Annotated in this window: 14 protein-coding genes; 5 read left to right on the top strand and 9 right to left on the bottom strand. The window is 63.5% G+C overall.

Annotated elements, in window-relative coordinates; translation table 11 throughout:
- Positions 1 to 39 precede the first annotated feature (39 nt).
- Entirely contained in the window at positions 40 to 318 is a 279-nt protein-coding gene (locus tag ACYG9R_RS12595; RefSeq protein WP_245260088.1) for a hypothetical protein, read from the bottom strand.
- Between the two features lie 197 nt (positions 319 to 515).
- Here ACYG9R_RS12595 and typA point away from each other — a divergent pair, with 197 nt between their 5' ends.
- Positions 516 to 2,345 (top strand): translational GTPase TypA, encoded by a 1,830-nt coding sequence (gene typA / locus ACYG9R_RS12600; protein ID WP_023681424.1) that lies wholly within the window; start codon positions 516 to 518, stop codon positions 2,343 to 2,345.
- 55 nt (positions 2,346 to 2,400) lie between these two features.
- Here the strand turns inward: typA and ACYG9R_RS12605 are convergent, their stop codons facing one another.
- Positions 2,401 to 3,030, bottom strand: a complete 630-nt coding sequence (locus ACYG9R_RS12605; protein ID WP_023824315.1) for a DUF1062 domain-containing protein — start codon at positions 3,028 to 3,030, stop codon at positions 2,401 to 2,403.
- Positions 3,031 to 3,370: 340 nt separating this feature from the next.
- Positions 3,371 to 4,405 carry an L-idonate 5-dehydrogenase gene (locus ACYG9R_RS12610; RefSeq protein ID WP_023824314.1) on the bottom strand — a complete coding sequence of 345 codons (1,035 nt, stop codon included), beginning with the start codon at positions 4,403 to 4,405 and terminating at the stop codon, positions 3,371 to 3,373.
- A gap of 142 nt (positions 4,406 to 4,547) precedes the next feature.
- On the opposite strand from ACYG9R_RS12610, the gene ACYG9R_RS12615 reads away from it, so the two are divergent.
- A complete protein-coding gene (locus ACYG9R_RS12615) occupies positions 4,548 to 5,162 on the top strand; it encodes a LysE family translocator (protein WP_023824313.1) in 615 nt (204 codons plus the stop codon).
- Between the two features lie 24 nt (positions 5,163 to 5,186).
- Here ACYG9R_RS12615 and ACYG9R_RS12620 read toward each other — a convergent pair whose 3' ends face one another.
- The 3 genes from ACYG9R_RS12620 to ACYG9R_RS12630 form a co-directional block, all read right to left on the bottom strand.
- A complete protein-coding gene (locus tag ACYG9R_RS12620; RefSeq protein ID WP_023817142.1) occupies positions 5,187 to 5,627 on the bottom strand; it encodes a hypothetical protein in 441 nt (146 codons plus the stop codon).
- A gap of 67 nt (positions 5,628 to 5,694) precedes the next feature.
- A complete protein-coding gene (locus tag ACYG9R_RS12625) occupies positions 5,695 to 6,645 on the bottom strand; it encodes a hypothetical protein (protein WP_155923290.1) in 951 nt (316 codons plus the stop codon).
- A gap of 7 nt (positions 6,646 to 6,652) precedes the next feature.
- Positions 6,653 to 7,216 (bottom strand): peroxidase-related enzyme, encoded by a 564-nt coding sequence (locus ACYG9R_RS12630; protein ID WP_023824311.1) that lies wholly within the window; start codon positions 7,214 to 7,216, stop codon positions 6,653 to 6,655.
- A gap of 130 nt (positions 7,217 to 7,346) precedes the next feature.
- Here ACYG9R_RS12630 and ACYG9R_RS12635 point away from each other — a divergent pair, with 130 nt between their 5' ends.
- Positions 7,347 to 12,137, top strand: coding sequence for an NAD-glutamate dehydrogenase (locus ACYG9R_RS12635; RefSeq protein ID WP_023824310.1), 4,791 nt, complete (start codon positions 7,347 to 7,349; stop codon positions 12,135 to 12,137).
- A 263-nt stretch (positions 12,138 to 12,400) separates the two neighbouring features.
- Positions 12,401 to 13,780: an MFS transporter gene (locus ACYG9R_RS12640; RefSeq protein WP_023824309.1), complete on the top strand. Its 1,380-nt coding sequence runs from the start codon at positions 12,401 to 12,403 to the stop codon at positions 13,778 to 13,780.
- 117 nt (positions 13,781 to 13,897) lie between these two features.
- On the opposite strand, the gene purH is transcribed toward ACYG9R_RS12640, so the two are convergent.
- From purH to ACYG9R_RS12655, 3 genes are all read right to left on the bottom strand, one after another.
- Positions 13,898 to 15,514, bottom strand: coding sequence for a bifunctional phosphoribosylaminoimidazolecarboxamide formyltransferase/IMP cyclohydrolase (gene purH, locus ACYG9R_RS12645; protein ID WP_023824308.1), 1,617 nt, complete (start codon positions 15,512 to 15,514; stop codon positions 13,898 to 13,900).
- Positions 15,515 to 15,619: 105 nt separating this feature from the next.
- Complete coding sequence (locus ACYG9R_RS12650; RefSeq protein ID WP_023693200.1) at positions 15,620 to 17,344, bottom strand: heparinase II/III family protein; 1,725 nt, start codon at positions 17,342 to 17,344, stop codon at positions 15,620 to 15,622.
- A 217-nt stretch (positions 17,345 to 17,561) separates the two neighbouring features.
- Entirely contained in the window at positions 17,562 to 18,416 is an 855-nt protein-coding gene (locus tag ACYG9R_RS12655) for a helix-turn-helix transcriptional regulator (RefSeq protein WP_460221826.1), read from the bottom strand.
- Positions 18,417 to 18,494: 78 nt separating this feature from the next.
- Here ACYG9R_RS12655 and ACYG9R_RS12660 point away from each other — a divergent pair, with 78 nt between their 5' ends.
- A complete protein-coding gene (locus tag ACYG9R_RS12660) occupies positions 18,495 to 19,433 on the top strand; it encodes a phytanoyl-CoA dioxygenase family protein (protein WP_023668640.1) in 939 nt (312 codons plus the stop codon).
- The last annotated feature ends 17 nt before the right edge of the window (positions 19,434 to 19,450 follow it).

Genomic DNA, 19,450 nt, shown 5'->3' on the forward strand with positions numbered 1-19,450 from the left:
GTCGGTGCGAAGGATCGCTACGCCTGGAATGGGCAGCCGTCAGTCCGGGTAGCAAACCGTCGGAATCTTCGGCCAAACCGCGCTGTCGCAACCTGCAACCTGCTGCCTCTGCTTGAAAGAGGCGCTGACCGGGCCAGTGACCATTGGGTCGACGCCATCAGGGGCGTCGGCAAACATCTGCTCGGCCGTCCGGTCGGACGACGAAGCCGGATTGGCTTCCTTCACCGTGGCGGCCGATTGAGCGGCATTGGCCGCCAGCACGGCAGCGAATGCGACCGAAGCGATGAGGGGCCAAAATCGGTTGAGTTTGTCGGTCATGAATTTCGAACTACCCGGGCCCAGAAAGGTTCCCGCCTTGGTTAACAAAACCATCTCACACCGAGATGCTTAAGATTTGATGAGTATTTGGTGGTGCGCCTCCTCTTTCGCAATTGCGAAAAACCCTGTATGAGCCGCCCAACCGAAAGAGGCGGCGCCTTTTGGCCTGCTGCCTGCAACGCTCCCGAGACCACAAAATGAAAATTCGTAATATCGCGATCATCGCGCACGTCGACCATGGAAAAACCACCCTCGTCGACCAATTGCTGCGGCAATCCGGTTCCTTCCGCGACAATCAGCGCGTCGCCGAGCGCGCCATGGATTCCAACGACCTCGAAAAGGAACGCGGCATCACCATCCTGGCTAAGGCGACCTCGGTCGACTGGAAGGACACCCGCATTAACATCGTCGACACACCCGGCCACGCCGATTTCGGCGGTGAGGTCGAGCGCATCCTGTCGATGGTGGATTCGGCGATCGTGCTGGTCGACGCCGCCGAAGGCCCCATGCCGCAGACCAAGTTCGTCGTCGGCAAGGCGCTCAAGGTCGGCCTGAAGCCGATCGTCGTCATCAACAAGATCGACCGTCCGGACGCCCGCCACGTCGAGGTGGTCAACGAGGTGTTCGACCTGTTTGCAGCGCTTGACGCCACCGACGAGCAGCTCGACTTCCCGATCCTCTACGGTTCTGGCCGCGATGGCTGGGTCTCGGAAAATCCGGAAGGCCCGAAGGACCAGGGCCTGGCGCCGCTGTTCGACCTCGTCATCAAGCATGTGCCGGAGCCAACCGTTCATCCCGGCCCGTTCCGCATGATCGGCACCATCCTGGAAGCCAATCCATTCCTCGGCCGCATCATTACCGGCCGTATCGAGAGCGGCACGCTGAAGTCCAACCAGGCGGTCAAGGTGCTCCACCATGACGGCACCCAGATCGAAACCGGGCGCATCTCCAAGATCCTCGCGTTCCGTGGCCTCGAGCGCCAGCCGATCGAAGAGGCGCAGGCGGGTGACATCGTGGCAATTGCCGGCCTGTCGAAGGGCACTGTCGCCGACACGTTCTGCGACCTGGCGGTGACCGAGGCGTTGCATGCGCAACCGATCGATCCGCCGACCGTCACCATGTCTTTCCTGGTCAATGATTCGCCGCTCGCCGGCACCGAAGGCGACAAGGTGACCAGCCGCGTCATCCGCGACCGCCTGCTGCGAGAAGCCGAAGGCAATGTCGCGCTCAAGATCGAGGAATCGCCCGACAAGGATTCGTTCTTCGTTTCCGGCCGCGGCGAATTGCAGCTGGCCGTGCTGATCGAGACGATGCGCCGCGAAGGCTTTGAAATCGCCGTGTCGCGTCCGCGCGTCGTCATGCAGAAGGGCGAGAACGGTGAATTGCTGGAGCCGGTCGAGGAAGTCGTCATCGACGTCGACGAGGAGCACGCCGGCATCGTCGTGCAGAAGATGTCGGAGCGCAAGGCCGAGATGGTCGAGCTGCGGCCTTCGGGCGGCAACCGTCAGCGCATCGTCTTCCACGCGCCGACGCGCGGACTGATCGGCTACCAGTCGGAACTGTTGACCGACACGCGCGGCACCGCCGTGATGAACCGGCTGTTCCACGCCTACCAGCCCTACAAGGGCGAACTGCCGGGCCGCACCAACGGCGTGCTGATCTCCAACGAACAGGGCGAGGCAGTGGCCTATGCCATGTGGAACCTCGAAGACCGCGGCCCGATGGTCATCGACCCGGGCGTCAAGGTCTATCAGGGCATGATCATCGGCATCCATAGCCGTGACAACGACCTCGAAGTGAACGTGCTGAAGGGCAAGAAGCTGACCAACATCCGCGCCGCCGGCAAGGACGAGGCGGTGAAGCTGACGCCGCCGATCCGCATGACGCTGGAGCGCGCGCTGGCCTGGATCCAGGACGACGAGCTGGTCGAGGTGACGCCTAAGACCATCCGCCTGCGCAAGCTCTATCTCGACCCGAACGAGCGCAAGCGCTTCGAGAAGTCGGCCAAGGTTGTGGGCGCGGCGTAATCGCCTGATTGTCTAGATTCAAGAGGGGCGAAGCACCGGTGCTTCGCCCCTCTTGTCATTCACCCATGGCAGCCGAAATGATGGCTTCACGATCCGGCTCGTCGGCCAGGGCAATGCGAATCGCCGTGCCGTCGCGGGCCGGCTTGCGCAAAGCTCTGGCGCCTTCGGGAAGAACAACCAGCAATCGTTTCTCCTCCAGCGCCTGAAGCCTTGATCGGGAGATGCCGAGTTCGCCGGCGAGCAGACGGTCGAGCCGCAGCGATGTCGGCATTTCCAGCCCAAGCCTGATTTCAAGCGCGGCTGCGGGTCGGCCTTCGCCGCCGAGCCGGTGTTTGTGAACGGCGACATCGGGAGACTCCTCGACGCGGCCGACCCGGTTTCGCAACGCCACGACATCGAAGGCATGGCGGCGGGCGAGGGCCGGATCGTTGCTTTCGAGCGCTGCCAGCAGCGCGGGTTCGATGTCGCGGCGGTTGCAGCGTTCGAAAATGCCGAAATTCCACGAATTGTCGCAGTCGATGCAGCGATAGATCAGCCAGACATCAATGCGTTTGCCATTGGCGTTGACGCGGAATTTGTCGCTGCAGCGATAGGCTTTCACGGCGCTGCAGCGGTTGCAGTGGACCAGGGGTCGAGGCGCGATTTCGGGCGCGATTGCCCAGTAGATAGCGAGATGTTGGGACAAGCCGGAAGACCTTCCAGTGTGGAAGTTCTTCAGGTCGGCAATGTCGAGATGCCCATGCGGGCACGGCGTGGCGAGAGCTAGCTATGTCGGAAATCAGCTGTCACGGGCGGCAAAGCGCGCGACAACGGTTCAGCAGTGCCAAACCGGTCTCGAACCGCCGCCTGAGGAACACGTGAAATGGAGCAGGCACCGCTTAATGCGGCGCCCTGCCAAGTGTGATCAGGGGAGTTGGCGAGACCGGCGGTTACTGAGGCAAAATGAAGCTCGAAATGAATGTCGGGACGGTTCTTCTAGCGGCAAGACGCCGAGCGGGCAAGGTTCATAGGGTGTCTCGCCCTGCTCAGGCGAAGGCGATCTGTACCTTCATCGATTTGTTGCGGTCGCCGGCGATCTCGAAAGCCGCAACCGCCTCGTCCATCGGATAGATGCCGGTCAGCAGCGGCTTGACGTCGACGCGACGGTTGTTGATCAGATCGACGGCCAGCGCGAACTCGTCGTGGAAACGGAAGGAGCCGCGCATTTCGATCTCCTTGGCGACGATGAGATTCTGAGGCAGCGACATGTCGCCGCCTAGGCCGAGCTGCACGAGCACCCCGCGCGGCTTCAGCACATCGAGCCCGGCTCGCACCGCGCGCTCATCGCCGGAGCATTCGAACATGACGTCGAAACTGCCCTTCTCGACATTGTAGCCAGCGAGCTTGTCGGCATCTGTGGCGACATTGATGGTGCGGTCGGCGCCGATCTCGTTGGCCTTGGCCAGAACCGCGTCCATGACATCGGTGACGACGATCTCACGCGCGCCGTGGACACGTGCGGCAAGGATGCTGAGCGCACCGATCGGCCCGCAGCCGGTGACCAAGACCCGCTTGCCGAGCAGCGAGCCGGCGCGGTTGACGGCATGCAGCGTTACCGCGAACGGCTCGGCAAAGGCGGCTTCGTTGATGGAGACATGGTCGGCGATCTTGTGGCACTGCCAGGCCTCGGCGGCGAGGCACTGGCGGAAGGCGCCCTGTATATGTGGCATCGGCATGGCGCTGCCGTAGAATCGCATGTTGAGGCATTGGTTCTGCACGCCCTGCAGGCAGTACCGGCACGCATTGCAGGGCCGGCTGGGCGAAATCGCAACGCGGTCGCCGACGACAAGGCTGGAAACGCCGGCGCCAAGTGCCTTCACCGTGCCGGCGACCTCATGGCCGAGGATCATCGGCTCGCGCAGGCGCACCACGCCGAAGCCGCCATGATTGTAATAGTGCAGGTCCGAGCCGCAGATGCCGCCGGCCTCGACCGATATCTCGACCTGTCCGGCGCCAGGCGCGCCGGGATCGGTCTCTTCGATGCGAAGGTCTTTTGCCGCGTGGATGACGATTGATTTCATGGCCGCGATCCTTTCTCAAACCACCAGCGCGGGCAAGGTCTGACCGCCGAAATTTGCCGCGTCGGCTGGCCCACTAGGCTGCAGGGTGCCAAATCGCCACCGATCGGATATTCTTCGCCATCCAACGCTCGAAGGCTCCGTCATGCACCTCACCTCGCTCCTGATCTTCGCTGCCGCTTTGTTCGTCGCCGCCGGTTCGCCCGGCCCGTCGATCGCAGCCCTTGTCGCCCGCGTCATCTCGAAAGGCTTTCGCGACGTATTCCCGTTCCTGCTCGCCATGTGGATCGGCGAGGGCATCTGGCTGTCGCTGGCGGTGTTCGGGCTGGCGGTCGTGGCGCAGACTTTTCACTTCGCCTTCGTCGTCGTGAAATGGGTTGGTGTTGCTTACCTCGCGTACCTCGCCTGGAAGATGTGGACCGCACCTGTCGACGCGAAAGAAGGCGAGATGCCGCGCGAGGATTCGGCGATAAAGCTGTTCTTTGCCGGCATGGCGGTGACGCTCGGCAACCCCAAGATCATGATGTTCTATCTGGCGCTGCTGCCGACGATCATCGACCTCGCTTCGGTCAGCGTCATCGGCTGGGTCGAACTGACGGCGACGATGGCGGTTGTGCTCATCGCCATCGATCTCGCCTGGGTGGTCGCGGCGTCACAGGCGCGCAAGCTGTTGAAAAGCAAGCGCGCGATGAAGATCGCCAACCGCGTCAGCGCCACGACCATGGCCGGCGCTGCCGCAGCCATCGCGGCGCGATCCTGATCGCCTTTCTATGGCACCTCAAAACTAGACTTTGTCCAACAGGTCCATGCTGTCGCCGGTGCCTACTTTCCAGCCGGCGAAGCATCCCAAAACGCCACAGGCCGCGCATCGTTCGCCAACATAAAGCCAGCGAACGCCGCCACGTTCCGGGTAGATGGAAAACCCGACGCCGATGTTTGCAGCTTCGGAGCCGCACTCGGTGCACGCCCATCGTTCCGGCTGGGCTTCGTCCCAAAATTCCTCGCTGTCGCAGATAAGATGCTCGGAGCCACCGGCTGTGCATGTTCGTCGCGCTACACCCTTGTCATCGTCGGCATCGAGGAGAAACGAGATGGAACCGCACTTGCAGCGGGCGAGCCTGAAGTCGTGAACCTCATATCCTTCGGAGGCATACCCCTCCAGGTATTCTGCGATGTCCGTGGGTTCCCTCCCAACCCACCATTTGCCTGAGGTGTCTATGGTCATGAGTTACCTCGTCTATGGTGTGATATCGTTCGTTCGGCCGCATATCGATGGCCGCCGTTACGACTCTCTATTTAGCTGTCGGCGTAACAGTTATGTTCCATATGTCGCCGAACACCTTTGTCCTGTTCTGCCCAATTGCCTCAAGCTTTTCCTCGTACAAAACATGTCTGGTCACGCCGCTATCGATGTCGACCGTGCAGTCAGCTGTGTTTGATTTGTGAACCGCAGCATCGGTACGGACGATCTGCTTCTCCGTTTTACCCGTTTCTGGATTCAGTTTCTCGACCGTGTCGACAAGAACCCCGGAGAGTTTCTCGGCATCCGAGGTCATGTGGAATTTCAACGTTGCCGTCCGCGCAATCTGATCGACGCCAACGAGCAGACTCGAGCGCGAATTGGCGAAGGGGTCACCGGCTTCATTTAGCGTCGTGTCGGTCGACGCTGTTTCCCTGCCTATGGGTAGATCGCTGTTCTGGCAGGCCGCTATGATATCAAGTTCCTGTAGGAAGTAAGGAACAGCCGTCTCGGGAGTTAGACCCGCGAAAAACTTACGAATCGTATTTTGAGCTGCTTCGTGATTGGCGTATTTGGGCAGTGCGAACAGCTCCTTCTCGACGACGTCTCGAACAGCTGGCCAACCCTTCAGGGCAACAGGCGCTCCCCGAATGTCGGTATCGAACTCGATGCGCATTCCGCGAAGCGCCGAGACGGTAGCCCAATTGTAAAGCGGGACTGGCCCGCTGCTAAGTTCTGTAATGGTCCAGGCAGAGGAATAGCCGCCTTCGCGGCTTTCTATCACTTCATATCGACCGCTGATCCTGCCTCTTTCCGTTGAGGTGACGCCGCGATCGGCAATCGTCTTCGTCCGCTCTATTTCGACAAGCCAGACTTGTCCCGCGGTTGGTTGGTAGGGAAGGGAAATGGATGCGCCGGCGGGGGCGGTTGTCTCACCATGCGTTTCATGGCCTACCAGCAAAACCGATACGATGGCGGCTGCAAAGATAGAAGCTCGAACCATTTAATCCTCACCTCGCCATGGCGTGGTATTCATCGTTCGGCCGCATGTCGATGGCCGCCGCCACGCGGTTCGACATGTTGAAGAAGGCGGCGGTCGAGGCGATGTCCCAGATGTCGCGGTTGGTGAAGCCGGCGTTGCGCAGTGCTTCCCTGTCCGCCTCGACGATCTTTGCCGGCTCTTCCGTCAGCTTGACGGCGAATTCGAGCATCGCCGTCTGTTTCGGTGAAAGATTGGCAGCGCGGAAGTTCATCACCATCATCTCGCCGAGAGCCGGATCGCCGAAGAGCTGGCGCACCGCCGCGCCATGCGCGGCCAGGCAATAATAGCAGTTATTGATCGAGGAAACGACGACCGCGATCATCTCCCGTTCCAGCTTCGACAGGCCGGATTCACCCAGCATCAGATCATTGTAGGTGTCGGTAAAGGCGCGCAGCTTCTTCTCGTCGAAGGCATAGGCAAGAAGCACGTTGGGAACCAGGCCGAGCTTTTCCTCGCATTTGGCGAAATAGGCTTTTGTCGCCTCGCTCAGTTCCGCGATACCGAGGTCAAGTGCGCTGATTTTGCCGGACATGGGGTCTCCTCCTGGTTCACCGCCGCCTGGCCGTCGAATTCCTGTAATTCTTATCGAGCCGTCAAACCTTTGTCGCCAAACAGCGGTCATCTGCTACCATAGTCGTAAAAGCATGTGACGGGAGGACAACATGGCGAGCGTGAAATCCGCAGCTAAGCCGAAGAAAACAGCCAATGCCGGGGTGAAACCCGACAGGAAGCCGGCCAGGCTCGCCGACTATCTGCTGGCCCGCGCGCCGGCCGAAGACATTGCCGCCTATGACGCCGCCGACCTGGAGCGCGCCGCCGACCTGGCAGGACGTGCGGTCGCCGCCCACAAGAAGGGCCAAAGTGTCGTCGCCGTCGATGCCGGGTCGGGCGTCTCCCGCGAGGGCCGCCCGATGACGATCATCACAGTCGTCAACGACAACATGCCGTTCCTGTTCGATTCGATCCTCGGCGAGATCACAGAAACCGCCGGCGAACCGACTTTGGTCACCCATCCGGTCATCGTCGTGCGTCACGGCAAGGCCGGCGTCGACGAGATCCTCGGCGACGGCAGCGCCCTCAAGGACGATGGCAATCACGACCGCCTGAGCGTCGTCCATGTCCATATTCCGCGCCTGACGGCGGAGCAGGCCGACGCGCTGGCCGACCGCCTGCGCAAGATGCTCAACCAGGTGCGCGCCGCCGTCAGCGACTGGAAGCCGATGCTCGCCCGTCTCGACAAGGCGATTTCCGAATTCCGCTATTCCGCCGTGCCGCTCGACAAGAAGAGCGTTGCCGAGGCCATCGCCTTCCTTGAATGGCTGCGCGACGACAATTTCACTTTCCTTGGCATGCGCGAGTTCAAATATTCCGGCGGCGCGGAGAGCGGCAATCTGGAGCGCGCCGACAAACCCGGTCTCGGCATCCTCGCCGACCCGGATGTGCTGGTGCTCCGGCGCGGCACCGAGGCGGTGACGACGACGCCCGAAATCCGCGCCTTCCTGCATGGGCCGGAGCCGCTGATCGTCACCAAGGCCAACGCCAAGTCGCTGGTGCACCGCCGCATTTATCTCGATTATATCGGCGTCAAAACCTACACCGCCAAGGGCACGCTTGCCGGCGAGTTGCGCATGGTCGGCCTGTTCACCTCGACTGCCTACACGCGCTCGGTGATGAAAATCCCGTATCTGAGGTCAAAGGCCGAGACCATCATCGCCAAGTCCGGCTTTGACCGGCACGACCATTCCGGCAAGGCACTGATCAACGTTCTGGAGAGCTATCCGCGCGACGAACTGTTCCAGGTGCCGGTGCCGATCCTGAAGAAGCACGCCGCGGCCATTCTCGGCCTGGTGGAGCGGCCGCGGGTGCGGGCGCTGGTGCGCGCCGACCAGTTCGACCGCTTCGTCTCGATCCTCGTCTTCGTGCCGCGCGACCGCTATGACAGCGTCGTGCGCGAGAAGATCGGCACCTATCTCAAGACCGTCTTCGAAGGCCGTTTGTCGGCTTATTATCCGGCGTTTCCGGAAGGCGGGCTGGCGCGTGTGCATTTCATCATCGGCCGCTCGGGCGGCAAGACGCCGAAGGTCGAGCAGGCGGTGATCGAAGCGGCGATCCGCGATATCGTGCGAACCTGGGACGACGCGCTGGCCGAAGCCGCGGAAGCCGTCGGCGGCGATCCATCGCTGAAGGCGATCGCCGCGCGTCTGCCTGAGAGCTATCGCGATTCCTTCAGCGCGGCCGTCGCGCTGAAGGATGCGGGGCGCATCGCCGGCATCAGCACCGCCAACCCGATCGCCATCGACTATTACCGCCATGCCGAGCAGAAACCGCATCAGGCAGCGCTGAAGATCTACCACCACGGCAGCCCGGTAGCGCTGTCGCGTCGCGTGCCGGTGCTGGAAAACATCGGCTTCCGCGTCATCAGCGAGCGCACCTTCGAGGTTGGCGAGGACGGCGGCGACACCGTCTTCGTCCACGACATGGAGCTGGAGAACAGCTACGGCAAGCCGATCGACCTCAGCGATGGCGGCGCGCTGTTCGAGGACGCGTTCCTGTCGGTCTGGCGCGGCGACATCGACAATGACAGCTATAACGGGCTTGCCCAGACCGCCGGCCTGTGGTCGGGCGAAGTCAGCATTCTGCGCGCCTATGGCCGCTACCTGCAGCAAGCCGGTATCCCGCAGAGCCAGGATTTCATCGCGGCCGCGCTCAACCGCTATCCCGACATTGCGCGCGGCCTGCATGCACTGTTCGTCGCTCGTCTCGGCCCGACCGCCGAGACGGAAGGCGTCATCGCCGCCAAGCACCTCAAGGCCAAGATCAAGGACGCGCTGGAGGAAGTCCCCAACATCGATGACGACACCATCATCCGCCGCTATCTCAACCTGATCGAAGCCTCGTTGCGCACCAATCATTTCGTTGCGGGAACGAAGGCGCGGGGCCAGTCGCTGGCGATCAAGCTGGACTCGCAAGCGGTCGAAGGCCTGCCGGCGCCGCGGCCGTGGCGCGAGATCTTCGTCTATGGGTCCGAGGTCGAGGGCGTGCATCTGCGCTTCGGCCCGGTTGCGCGCGGCGGCCTGCGCTGGTCGGACCGCGCCCAGGATTACCGCACCGAGGTGCTCGGCCTGGTCAAGGCGCAGCAGGTCAAGAACGCCGTCATAGTGCCGGTCGGCGCCAAGGGCGGCTTCTATCCGAAGAAGCTGCCGATGAGCGCCGGCCGCGACGCCATCTTCGAGGCCGGCACCTCGGCCTACAAGAATTTCGTTTCCAGCCTGTTGTCGATTACCGACAATATCGGGCTGGACGGTGTCATCCCGCCGGCCGGCGTTGTCAGGCGCGACCCCGACGATCCCTATTTCGTCGTCGCCGCCGACAAGGGCACGGCGACCTTTTCCGACACCGCCAACGCCGTCAGCGAAAGCCACGGCTTCTGGCTCGACGACGCCTTCGCCAGCGGCGGCTCGGCCGGTTACGACCACAAGAAGATGGGCATCACCGCCAAAGGCGCCTGGGAAGCGGTCAAGCGGCATTTCCGCGAGATCAACCGCGACATCCAGGCCACCCCCTTCACCGTCGTCGGCGTCGGCGACATGTCGGGCGACGTGTTCGGCAACGGCATGCTGCTGTCGCCGCAGACCAGGCTGATCGCCGCCTTCGACCATCGCGACATCTTCATCGATCCCGATCCAGACAGGGTGGCGTCGATGGCCGAGCGCGAGCGCATGTTCGCGCTGCCGCGTTCGTCCTGGCAGGACTATGACAAGACCAAACTGTCGGAAGGCGGCGTCATCGTCTCGCGCAGCCAGAAGTCGATCACGCTGCCTGCGGCAGCGGCGGCGGCGATTGGCCTCGCCAAGACCACCGCGACACCGGCCGAGATCATGACCGCCATCCTCAAGGCGAACGTCGACCTTCTGTGGTTCGGCGGCATCGGCACGTATTTACGGGCCTCGGGCGAAACCAATGCCGAAGTCGGCGACCGCGCCAACGACGCCATCCGCATCACCGCGCTCGATGTGCGGGCCAAAGTGATCGGCGAGGGCGCCAATCTCGGCGTCACGCAGCGTGCCCGCATCGAATTCGGCATGAATGGCGGTCGCTGCAACTCCGATGCCATCGACAATTCCGGCGGCGTCAACTGCTCCGACGTCGAGGTCAACATCAAGATCGCGCTGGCGTCCGCCATGCGCAAGGGATCGCTGACCCGGCCGGCGCGCAACAAGCTGCTGGCCGAGATGACCGACGAGGTCGCCGGCCTCGTGCTGTCCAACAATTACGAACAGACGCTGGCGCTTTCCATCGCCGGCAAGCGCGGCCTTGCCGACATCGCGCACCAGAGCCGGTTCATGGCGGCGCTGGAGGCTCGGGGCCTGCTCGACCGCGCTGTCGAGACGCTGCCGTCGCCGGCCGCCCTTGCCGAGCGCGAGGCGCGTGGCGAGCCGCTGACCCGGGCGGAGCTTGGCGTGCTGCTCGCCTATGCCAAGATCGTGCTGTTTTCCGACATCGTCGCCAGCGACGTGCCTGACGACGCGCATTTCGACCGCGACCTGATGGGCTATTTCCCTGACCGGATGACGAAGAAATATGCGGCCGAGATCCATGGCCACCGGCTGCGCCGCGAAATCATCGCCCGCGTCGTCGCCAACGATCTCGTCAATCGCGGCGGACCGTCATTCGTCAACCGGCTGCAGGAAGCCACGGGGCGCAGCGCGGCCGACGTGGTGCGCACCTTCGCCGTGGTGCGCGACGGCTTCGCGTTGCCGGCGCTCTATCGGGAGATCGATGCGCTGGACAGCCACATCGACGGCCAGGCGCAGCTCGATCTCTACCAGTCCGTCAGCCGGCTTATCTTCGTGACCAGCGGCTGGTACCTGAAGAACGATGCCGGCACCGCAGCGCTCGGCCAGCGCATTGCCGAACTGCAAGAAGCGCGCATGGCGCTGGAGCCGAAGCTGCTCTCGCTGCTGCCGGCCTTCTCCCGCGAGCGGGTCGAGGAGAGGCGGGATGGCCTGTTCAAGGCCGGCGCCCCGGAAAAGCTCGCCGGGCAGCTGGCAATGGCCGATGTGGCGGGACTGATCCCCGACATCGCACTGACGGCGCGCACGGCCAATGCCGACGTCGTCGCCTCGGCCAAGGCGTTCTTCGCCGTCAGCGATGCCTTCCGCATTCCGCGCGTCGAAGAGGCGGCGCGTTCAATCACGCCGTCGGACTATTACGACCAGCTGGCGCTGTCGCGCGCCACCGACACGATCGGCGCGGCGCGGCGCGGCATTGCGGTGGCGGCTCTCGCCGGCCATGCCGGGACGGCGGATCCTGTGGCGGCCTGGCTGGAAGCCGGAGGCGAGCGCGTGGCGCGCATCCGCGAGCGGCTGCAGGCGCTGACCGAAGGCGGGGATATCACCGTGTCCAGGCTGTCGGTGGCTTCGGGGCTGATGAGCGATCTGACGGGGATGTGAGGCTCGGGACTTTACCCTCCCCCTTGTGGGGAGGGTCGCTGCGAAGCAGCGGGGTGGGGGTGCGGCACCGACCCCCACCCGGACCTTCGGTCCGACCTCCCCACAAGGGGGAGGTAGGGGCGCGGCGCCTTTCTTCGCGTCTCTATGCAGGTAGACAGCGGCGACATCCAGGTGAGGGGCAGCGCGAATCTTTGGCGGTTTGCATGAGCATTCGAAACATGCAGACATGGCGTCCGACAAGCGCGGTGTCCGGGGGAATCATCATGGCGGCGGTAGATGCAGTGCAGCGGGCATCCGGGCGTGGCATCTGGGGATGGATGTTCTTCGACTGGGCGGCGCAGCCGTTTTTCACCGTCGTCACCACCTTCATCTTCGGGCCTTATTTCGTCTCGCGCATGGCGAGCGATCCGGTCTCAGGCCAGGCGGCCTGGGGCTACGGCATCGCTGTTGCGGGCCTGGTCATTGCCGTTTTGTCGCCCATCCTCGGCTCGATTGCCGACCAGACCGGGCCGCGCAAGCCGTGGATTGCGTTCTTCGCCTCGATCAAGATCATCAGCCTTTGCCTGCTATGGTTCGCCGCTCCCGGCTCGAACCTTTTCCTGGTGGTGCTGTTCTTTTCTCTCGCTTCGGTCGCGGCGGAATTCTCGACCGTGTTCAACGATTCGATGATGCCGCGCCTGGTGCCGAAGAGCGAGATCGGCCACGTCTCCAACATTGCCTGGGGACTTGGTTATCTCGGCGGCATGATCGCGCTGATCTTTGTCGTCGCCTGTCTGGCGGGTTCGTCGGAGACCGGCAAGACGATCATCGGCATCGACCCGCTCTTTGGGCTCGACCCGAAACTCGGCGAGGACGCGCGCGCCACCGGGCCGCTGTCGGCTGGCTGGTATTTCCTGTTCATCCTGCCGATGTTCTTCTTCACGCCGGACGCCATCAAAGGCATTCCGATCGGGCCGGCGGTGCGCGAGGGGCTGTCGGAGCTGAAGTCGACGCTGACTGAAGTGCGCCGGCGCAAAGGCATCTTCCGCTTCCTTGTCGCCCGCATGATTTATCAGGACGGCGTCAATGCGCTGCTCGCTTTGGGCGGCACCTTTGCGGCAGCGATGTTCCATTGGTCGATCACCGAGATCGGCATGTTCGGCATTATTCTCAACGTCGTCGCCATCGTCGGCTGCCTGGTTGCCGCATGGCTGGACACCGCGCTTGGCTCCAAGACCATCGTGATGATTTCGCTCGTCCTGCTCAGCATAGCCACCATCGGCATCGTTTCGACCGGGCCAGGCTACACGCTGTTCGGCGCCTGGATGATGCCGGGAGCCGATAGTGGCGGCCTGTTCGGCACGGCGGCGGAAAAGGCCTACATTTTCTATGGCCTGTTGATCGGGCTGGCGTTCGGACCGGTGCAGGCGTCGTCACGCTCCTACATGGCGCGCAGCGTGACCGCAGCCGAATCCGGCCGCTATTTCGGCATCTATGCGCTGGCCGGAAGGGCGACGAGTTTCCTGGCGCCGTTCATGGTGGCGTCGATCACGCTCGCCAGCGGCTCGGCGCGGCTGGGCATGGCGGCAATCGTGCTGTTCCTCGGCGTGGGGATCGCGATATTGATCTGGACGCCGTACCCGGCGGATCAGCCGGTGGAATAGCGCGGCTCTTCCTTCTCCCCTTGTGGGAGATGGTGTCGCCGCAGGCGACGGATGAGCGGTGTTCCAGAAGACACCAACGTCTCACTCCGCTGAAACACCCCTCATCCGCCTCGGCGCCTAATGCCTAAAATGCCTCACGCCCGCAAACACCATGGCGATGCCATGTTCATCCGCGGCGGCGATGACGTCGTCGTCGCGCATCGAGCCGCCGGGCTGGATCACCGCCGTGGCGCCGGCTTCGATGGCTGAGATCAGCCCGTCGGCGAAAGGGAAGAAAGCGTCGGAGGCGACCACCGAGCCCTTGGTCAACGGCTCCGCGAGGCCAGCTGCTTCCGCCGCGTCGAGCGCCTTGCGTGCGGCGATGCGCGAGGAATCGACGCGGCTCATCTGGCCGGCGCCGATGCCGACCGTGGCGCCGTCCTTGGCGTAAACGATGGCGTTCGACTTGACGTGCTTGGCGATGCGGAAAGCGAATTTGAGGTCGGCCATCTCGGCCGCACTCGGTGCGCGCTTGGTCACCACCTTGAGCTCGAGATCGTCGACCACCGCGTTGTCGCGGCCCTGGACGAGCATGCCGCCAGCGACGGATTTCACAGTGATGCCGCCGGCGTGCGGATCGGGCAGACCGCCGGTGACCAGCAGTCGCAAATTCTTTTTGGCGGCGATGATGCGGACAGCGTCCTCCGACGCGTCCGGCGCGATGATCACCTCGGTGAAGGTTTTTACGATCTCCTGAGCCGCTTCGGTATCGAGGATGCGGTTCATGGCAACGATACCGCCAAAGGCCGAAACCGGGTCGCAGGCCAGCGCTCTCGCATAGGCAGCAGCCAGCGAAGCGTCCTCGGCGACGCCGCACGGGTTGGCGTGCTTGATGATGGCAACGGCGGCGCAGCGGTTGGGATCGAACTCGCCGACCAGCTCGAAGGCGGCATCGGTGTCGTTGATGTTGTTGTAGGACAGCTGCTTGCCCTGCAACTGGCGAGCCGTGGCGACCCCGGGCCGCTTGTCGCCATTGACGTAGAAGCCGGCGCTCTGATGCGGGTTCTCGCCATAGCGCATGACGCTTTCCAGCCTGCCGCCGAAGGCGCGCCAGGTCGGGTGCTCGATCTCAAGCGTTTCGGCGAACCAGCCGGAGATCGCCGCATCGTAGCTGGCGGTGCGGGCAAAGGCCTTGGCCGCCAGCTTCTGGCGGAAATCCAGCGACAGCGAGCCGATGTTCATCTCCAGCGCGTTCAGCACCGAGGCGTAGTCGCCGGGATCGGTGACGATGGCGACATAGGCGTGATTCTTGGCCGAAGCGCGGATCATCGCCGGGCCGCCAATGTCGATGTTCTCGACAACAGCGGCATAGTCGGCGCCGGAACGGCGGACCTCCTCGAACGGGTAGAGATTGCAGACGAGCAGATCGATCGGCTCGATGCGGTGATCGTGCATCGCCTTGGCGTGTTCGGGATCGTCGCGCACGCCGAGCAGTGCGCCATGCACCGACGGGTGCAGCGTCTTGACGCGGCCGTCCATGATCTCGGGAAAGCCTGTCAGTTCCGAGACGTCACGCACCGCCAGCCCCGCCTCGGCGATCGCCTTTGCCGTACCTCCGGTCGAGACCAGCTCGACGCCGGCCGCGACCAGCCCTTTGGCGAAGTCGGTCAGGCCGGTCTTGTCGAAGACGGAAAGCAGGGCGCGGCGGACCGGAACGAGGTCGGGTGCCGGAATGTTCTTAGCGGCGACGGCCATGGGCTGGCGGCCTTTCAGGGCTGATGGAGAGCGTTGCCGGGCCGTAGCACATGAGGTCAGGAAATCAAGCCGGAAGCTCGATCAAGCCGGCGCCGGCAACGGCGCTCAGCTGTTCTCGGGATAGCCGGCGATGCCGGTGCGCGTGAGCTGCCAATGCACCTCGGCGATCTCCGAGGCCTTGAAGGCGAGCACGATCTGGCGGCTGCGGCGTGGGCCGCCAAGGCCGGCGAAATAGATCGATTCCTCGACCTCCGGCACCACTTCGGTGCAGGTGAACACCCAGGTGTCGGCCTGGTCGGCGGTCAGCACCAGGCGGTCATGCTCGTCCTGCAAAAGGTTGATATCAGGGTGGATGTGGAAGCGCACCACGACGAAGTCGCGGCCATTGTTGCGGATCGCCGCACCGCCCGGGCGGAGGAAGCGATCCCTGCCGGCGAGCACATTGCCCTCGCTCGACAGTTTCAGCTCGCGCTCATGCAGGAAGCCAAAGCGCTGCATATAGCCGTCATGGCGGGCGATGAAGCCTTGCGTGCCCTTCTGGTCGATGCGCTTGCAAGGCACATGCTGCGGGCCGCCGAGCAAGGGCGAGCCGAGCAGGTCGTTGACGCGCAGCGAATGGGAAAACCGCGCCGACGAGGTGTCGTTGATGGTGGCGGTCGAATGCGCCGCGGTGGCACGGGCCAGCGGTCGGAACTCGGCGGCGCCATAGGTGTCGATGCCGGCATTGACGATATAATGCTGGCGACCGGACGAGAGTTCGAAGGCCAGGCACCCGGCATGCGCGGCGTTGGACACATCGACGGCCGGCGACGGGCCGGTATCGGCAATCACCGTCACGCCGCCCATCGACAGGCGCTCATAGCCGGAATGCGGCGCGTGCAGCAGCGGCGCGCCGGCGGTGTCGTCGTGGCGCAAGATGGTGGCTATACGGTCGTGGATGGTGGCGCCCATGCCGTTGAAGCGGGCCAGGCTGCCATCCTGATGGCGGAAGAAACGGAGCGCCGGCAGCATGCGGTCGATGGCGCCCATCAGGGCTGCCGGTGGCGTTTCGGCCTGGTTAGCATAGGTCTGGCGCAGCGGCAGGAGATCGGCGAGCAGTTCGAGAACCGCCATCGGGTTGCGCGAAATATGGCCGCCGTCGGGAAGGATCTGGCGGTCGAGTTCTTCCGCCAGGTTGCGGGTGGCGCCGCGCAGTGCCGAGGCCGGCGCCGGCAGCGACAGCGCGGCGAAGGCAAGCGCGATGCGAGCGCGCAGCCTGTCCTTGCCGTCCGGCATCTCGCGCGCCATCGAGCGGAGATAGCGGATCTGCACGGCGAGCGATTTCAGGAAGGCGCGATAGAACGGAAATTCGGCCCCTTGTAGGACAACCGAGGAGTGTTGCAACCAGGCAATGACTCGCTTGGCGGTAGTGCCGGGCTCCCAGGCTATGCCGGAAATCTGGTTGCCATGCATGGCGATCCAGTCGGAGACAAGCGCGCGTGCATTGGCGGCGGCCAGCTCGGTGCCGGCGGCGCGCATATGGCGCAGCCAGCGAAAGCCGTGCAGCGTCTTCACCCAGCCGCGATTGGCGACATCGATCTGGAATGGCGATTTGCCGCCGGTCTCGACGAGGTGTCCCGACAGCGGATAGCGGCCATAGTAGATCTCGAGCGCGATCTGCGGATCGGCGAGCCTGAGGTCGGGCGGTGCAATCAGGACGCGTTCGGGCGTGCGCCCGGAATAGCGCCAGCGATAGACTGGCCCTGCGCGAAGGCGCCGGCGCGTCTTGCGCCAAAACTCCTTAGCGACAAGCGTCCACAGACGTGTCGTGCTGCCGGCAGCCAGTGCCAAAACCCCTCCTCGTCGCCTGGAGATAGAGCATGCTGTCGCCCGAAAACCGCGTCGCAGGTTTCGGCATCATGTTCCGGTACCCCAGCACAAGCTTATATGATTCAAGAACTTGTGCGAAGTCGAATTCCGCCGACGTGAAGCGCCTCACGCTGCCGGCCACCGACCCACCCCGAAAAAAGTCAAGTGCTTCGCGGGGTTAAGCCTGGCAATCCGGCACTCACTTGCGGTTGTGGCGAGACCGAAATTCGCTGGGCGAACAGCTTTCGCGGTCGCGAAACAGACGGGAGAAATAGAAGGCGTCGTGGATGCCGACGGCGGCCGCAATGGACTCGATGGGCGAATCGGAGGCGGCCAGCATCTGTTTGGCGCGGTCGAGCCTCGTGGGCAGTTGGAAGGCCTTGGGCGACATGCCGGCTGCCCGCGCAAATCTGCGCCGCAAGGTTGCCGGCGACATCGAGAATTTCGCGGCGAAGGCATCGAGATCCACCGGGTCGCACGCGCAGCGGCGCAATTCGTCGATGATGGGCTGCATGTCGGCATGCTGGAAGCCGGGATTTCGTTGACGGTTGTTCCAATCCATTGCCTGGCGGGCAGCACGCACGACGATGCGATGCATCGTGGCGGCGGCTTCTGCCTGGCTCAGCATCGTATCGAGCGACAGCTCACCATGCAGCCTGTCGAACAGCCGCTGCATTTTGCCGAGGTCGCGCAAGGGGACGACAGGGGCGTCCTCGGCAATCAGCCGCAGCCGGGTGAAATCGCGTATCAAGGCGCCGTCGAAGAGCGCCCAGCGTTCGAGCCAGCCCGATGCGTCCGGCCCGTAGGAATGCATCCTCCCGGGAAGCAGCCAGAACAGGGCCGGCGCTTGGATCATCTGCATGCCGGCAGTCTTGGTTTCAAGCCAGCCTTGACCGTTCTCAATCAGCACCACGGCGAATTCCGGCAATTTGCGCGCTTGGATCGCCTGCGTGACGCGATGCCGACCAATCCCTGTAACCGACAGGCCGCCGGCCGCGGCCGGTGCGGATCTGTAGAGCGCGTAAGGGTGATCGTTCATGAGCGAAAAGTCCATGGCTTCGTTCCGTCCATGGGCGAGCGTGCGAACAGTATGGCATTTCCAGCTAAGGATGGAAAATCGCAGGTGGCTGAAATGTCAAGCTCAACAGGTGGCACGCAACGACGGATTCCTGTTGCGTCAATCGATCTGAACGCCAACGGCAAGACATTATCGATGGCGCCGAACCGGTTGGGTCATCTCGTGCCAACCGACGCCGGGGTCGGCATCGATGCCATTCGCGGCCTCCTTGCCGAGCAAGGCTATGTCTGGCTGAAAAGTATGCTGCCGCGCCGCGACGTCATCGATTTTCGCGGCTGGGTGTTTTCGTATCTGGCCGACACCGGCTTGCTGCAGCCCGGGTCCGATCCCGCGCTTGGCCTGGCGGCGGCCGCCGGAACGTTCGACCGTCAGCTCGCCGATCGCCGGTTGATGGCGCTGGTTCGCTCCACCGCCTATGAAGGGTTCTGCGCACAGCCCCTGATGGCCCGGCTAATGGATGCGTTCGTCGGCGGGCTGTCCTATTTGCACAAGCGCAAGATCATGCGTTTCACCCAACCGGGCACCACCGTGGCGACGCCGGCGCATTACGACCTCGTTTATCTGCGCGGCGGCACCAGCCGCATCGTCACTGCCTGGATCCCGATCGGCGACGTTCCCGTCGACATGGGCGGCCTGGTCTATCTCGAGGGATCGCACGCCATCGGCCTCGACATGGAGGCCCGGTTCGCCAGGGAAAATGCCGGGCTGAGCCCGCAGGAGCGCATCAGCGCCTACAACAGGAACATGAGCGAGGGCGGCTGGGTGTCGAAGGACCTGCCCGACATGGCGGAGCGGTTCGATACACGCTGGCTGATCGCGGATTTCGAGGCCGGCGATGTCGTCCTCCACTCGCCCTATATGATCCACGCCTCGACGACCAACCAGAGCGCGGAGGGGCGTATCCGGCTCTCCACCGATATCCGCTACCAGAATGTCGATGATGAGATCGATGCAAGGTGGGGGAAGCACTGGAGTCTGAACGACATGCTTTAGGCATGTCGTCGCGTCGG

The sequence above is a fragment of the Mesorhizobium sp. RSR565B genome, from assembly GCF_054719465.1.